Annotated in this window: 4 protein-coding genes and 1 pseudogene; all 5 read left to right on the top strand. The window is 74.8% G+C overall.

Annotation, left to right across the window (positions count from 1 at the left end):
* Nucleotides 1-373 (top strand): ROK family protein (locus AC1DY2_RS17675; protein ID WP_476763598.1); only part of this gene is annotated, 373 nt, incomplete at its 5' end.
* Entirely contained in the window at nucleotides 370-1,332 is a 963-nt protein-coding gene (locus AC1DY2_RS17670; RefSeq protein ID WP_476763597.1) for a 1-phosphofructokinase family hexose kinase, read from the top strand. The genes AC1DY2_RS17675 and AC1DY2_RS17670, both read left to right, overlap by 4 nt.
* Nucleotides 1,329-2,180, top strand: a complete 852-nt coding sequence (locus AC1DY2_RS17665) for a class II fructose-bisphosphate aldolase (protein WP_476763596.1) — start codon at nucleotides 1,329-1,331, stop codon at nucleotides 2,178-2,180. The genes AC1DY2_RS17670 and AC1DY2_RS17665 overlap by 4 nt, the downstream gene beginning before the upstream one ends.
* Entirely contained in the window at nucleotides 2,177-2,962 is a 786-nt protein-coding gene (locus tag AC1DY2_RS17660) for a DeoR/GlpR family DNA-binding transcription regulator (protein ID WP_159607068.1), read from the top strand. Before AC1DY2_RS17665 ends, AC1DY2_RS17660 begins: the two co-directional genes overlap by 4 nt.
* Nucleotides 2,963-3,244, top strand: a pseudogene (locus tag AC1DY2_RS17655) (N-acetylglucosamine-6-phosphate deacetylase); the annotation flags it as partial.

The raw sequence follows: 3,244 nt of genomic DNA, 5'->3' as shown, positions 1-3,244 counted from the left end.
CCTCGAGGTCGTCGCGTCGGCGGGCGCGATCGTGCGCCGCTACGCCGAGCGCACCGGAGTGGACGTCGACGGCGCCCGCGAGGTGCTCGCCCGTGCCGAGGCCGGCGACGCCGACGCCCGGGATATCTGGGACTCCGCCCTCGACGCGCTGGCATTCGGGCTGGCGCAGCTCGCCGCGACCATCGCCCCCGAGGCCATCGTGATCGGCGGCGGACTCTCCCGCGCCGGCGACGCGCTGTTCGCACCGCTCGCCTCGCGCCTGAACGAGCGGCTCAGCTTCCACCGTCGTCCGCGGCTGGTGCCCGCGCAGCTCGGCGGCAACGCGGGCCTGCTGGGCGCCGCGCTCATCGCCCGGGACGGCGTCGTCCGATGATCGTCACGGTCACGCCGAATCCCGCCCTCGACCTCACCTGGCACGTCGGCCGCCTGGCGCCCGGCGCGACCCMTCGCGTTCCGACGGGCGCCTCCCGCGCCGGGGGCAAGGGGCTCAATGCCGCGCGCGTGCTCCACGCGTCCGGGCACGACGTGGTCGCGCTGACCACCTGCGGCGGCCGAACCGGCGCCGAGTTCCGAGGGGAGCTGGAGGCATCCGGCATCCCGCATCGGCTGCTGCCCGTCGGCGCCGCCACCCGGCGCAGCGCGGCGATCGTCGACGACGCGGCAGGCGAGGCGACGGTGCTCAACGAGCTCGGCGCGCCGCTGTCGGCCGACGATGCCTCCGCGCTGGCCGACGCCGCCGCAGAGGCCGGCCGCACCGCCGACGTGGTCGCGATCTGCGGCAGCCTGCCGCCGGGATTCGCCCCCGATGCGCTGGGCCGGTTGGTCGGCACGCTCACCGCCGGCGGCACGAGGGTCGTCGTCGACACGAGCGACTCCGGCATCCTCGCGGCGGCTCGTGCCGGCGCGCACGCCCTGAAGCCGAACGCCGAGGAGCTCGCCGCCGCCACCGGCCACGACGACCCGATCGAGGGCGCCCGCGCGCTCATCGCCCTCGGCGCCCGCCTCGTGCTCGTCTCGCTCGGCGCCGACGGCCTCATCGTCATCGGCGAGCACGGTCGCCCGGTGCACGCCCGGCTGCCGCGGGCGCTGCACGGCAACGCGACGGGCGCGGGCGACGCCGCCGTCGCCGCGATGGCGGTCGAGCTCGCGACCGGCGACGACCTCTGGTCGGACACGGATGCCGCGGCCGCGGCCCGCGCCCGGCTCGCCCGCCGCGCGACCGCCTGGTCGGCGAGCGCGGTGCTCATGCCGCTGGCCGGCGAGCTCTCCCCCGACCATCCGGCCCTCGCGGACGAGGTGGTCGTCACCACGATCGACGAGGACCGCCGATGACGCTGACCCCCACCCGCACCATCCTCGACGAGGCCAGGGCGGCCGGCCGCGGCGTCGGCGCCTTCAACGTCGTGCACCTCGAGACCGCGGAGGCGCTCGCGGGCGCCGCTGAGGACGCCGGACTCCCCGTCATCCTGCAGCTCTCCGAGAACTGCGTGCGCTACCACGGCGCCTTCACCCCGATCGCGCTCGCGACGCTCGCGGTCGCCGAGGCGTCGTCGGCGCGTGTCGCGGTCCACCTCGACCACGCCGAGGACCCCGAGCTTGCGCTGCTCGCCATCGAGAGAGGGTTCGGGTCGGTCATGTACGACGGCGCGAAGCTCGACTTCGCCGAGAACGTGGCGACCACCCGCCGGGTGGTCGAGCGAGCGGATGCCGCGGGCGTGCTCGTCGAGGCCGAGCTCGGCGAGATCGGCGGCAAGGACGGCGCCCATGCCCCGGGCGTCCGCACCGACCCTCTCGAGGCCGCGCAGTTCGTGGCCGAGACCGGGGTGGACGCCCTCGCGGTCGCCGTCGGCTCCTCGCACGCGATGACCGAGCGGGTGGCGGCGATCGACCTCGACCTCGTCGCGCGGCTGGCGGCGGCGGTGCCGGTGCCGCTCGTGCTGCATGGGTCGTCGGGGGTGCCCGACGAGACGATCGTGCGCGGCATCCGGTCGGGGCTGACGAAGATCAACGTGTCGACGCACCTGAACGCGGGGTTCACCGGCGCCGTGCGGGAGTACCTCGCGGCGCACCCCGCCGCCGTAGACTCGCGCTCGTACGTCGCTGCCGGCCGTGCGGCCGTGCGTTCAGAGGCGGCACGACTGCTGACCCTGTTCGCCTCGACCTCCAAGGAGACCGGATGAACCGCGCCGAACGCCTCAGCGCCGTGCTCGACCTGCTGGCCGAGGCCGGCCAGGTCGAGGTCGACCAGATCGTCGACCGCCTCGACGTCTCCCCCGCGACCGCGCGCCGCGACCTCGACGCGCTGGCGCAGCAGCAACTGCTGACCCGCACGCGCGGCGGTGCCGTCGCCCACTCCGTGGCCTACGACCTGCCCATCCGCTACAAGAACCAGCAGAACCCCGCCGCGAAGGCGGCCATCGCCCAGGCGGCGAGCGCCCTCGTGCCGCGCGGCGCGGTGATCGGGCTGTGCGGCGGCACGACGGCCACGGCCATCGCCGACGCGCTCATGTCGCGCGCCGACATCATGGAGCCGTCGCACGAGCCGAGCCTCACCGTGGTGACGAACGCGATCAACATCGCGATGCAGCTCGCGATGCGTCCGCAGATCAAGACGGTCGTCACCGGCGGGGTGGTGCACGCCCGCTCGTACGAGCTCGTCGGTTCGTACGCCGACGCGGTGCTCGGCAGCATCACCCTCGACGTCGCGTTCATCGGCGTGAACGGCGTCGACCCCGCGATCGGACCCACCTCGCACGACGAGCGGGAGGCCGCGGTGAACGCGCTGATGGCGTCGCGGGCCACGCACGCGGTGCTCGTCGCCGACGCGTCGAAGATCGACAAGCGCGCGTTCGCTGCGATCGGGCACCGCCGCCTGTTCTCGACGATCATCACCGATTCCGCCGCGACCGCCGACCAGCGACAGCGCCTCACCGACGGTGGGTACGACGTTATCGTTGCCTAGGTGAGCACCCCCACCACCGTCATCCACTCCGCCCGCCTCGTCAGCGGCCACGACACGGTCACCGACGCCTGGGTCCGCTTCGAGGGCGACCGTGTCGCCGCGCGCGGCATCGGCGCCGACTGGCGCGACACGATCGACGCGGATGCCTCGGTGACGGATGCCGCGGGCCRCACGCTCGTGCCGGGCTTCATCGACCTGCATTGCCACGGCGCCGGCGGCGCGTCATTCGAGGAGGGCGCCGACGCGATCGCGCGGGCGCTCGCCGTGCACACGGCGCACGGC

Source organism: Agromyces sp. P1_H4 (assembly GCF_056405255.1).
The sequence above is the reverse complement of the archived record's forward strand: the minus strand, read 5'-3'. Positions and strand labels throughout refer to the sequence as shown.

What these genes read in the sequence shown, in the direction of transcription:
- AC1DY2_RS17665 (WP_476763596.1), top strand. Translation starts at nt 1,329, where the DNA reads ATGACGCTGACCCCCACCCGCACCATCCTCGACGAGGCCAGGGCGGCC.
- AC1DY2_RS17660 (WP_159607068.1), top strand. Translation starts at nt 2,177, where the DNA reads ATGAACCGCGCCGAACGCCTCAGCGCCGTGCTCGACCTGCTGGCCGAG.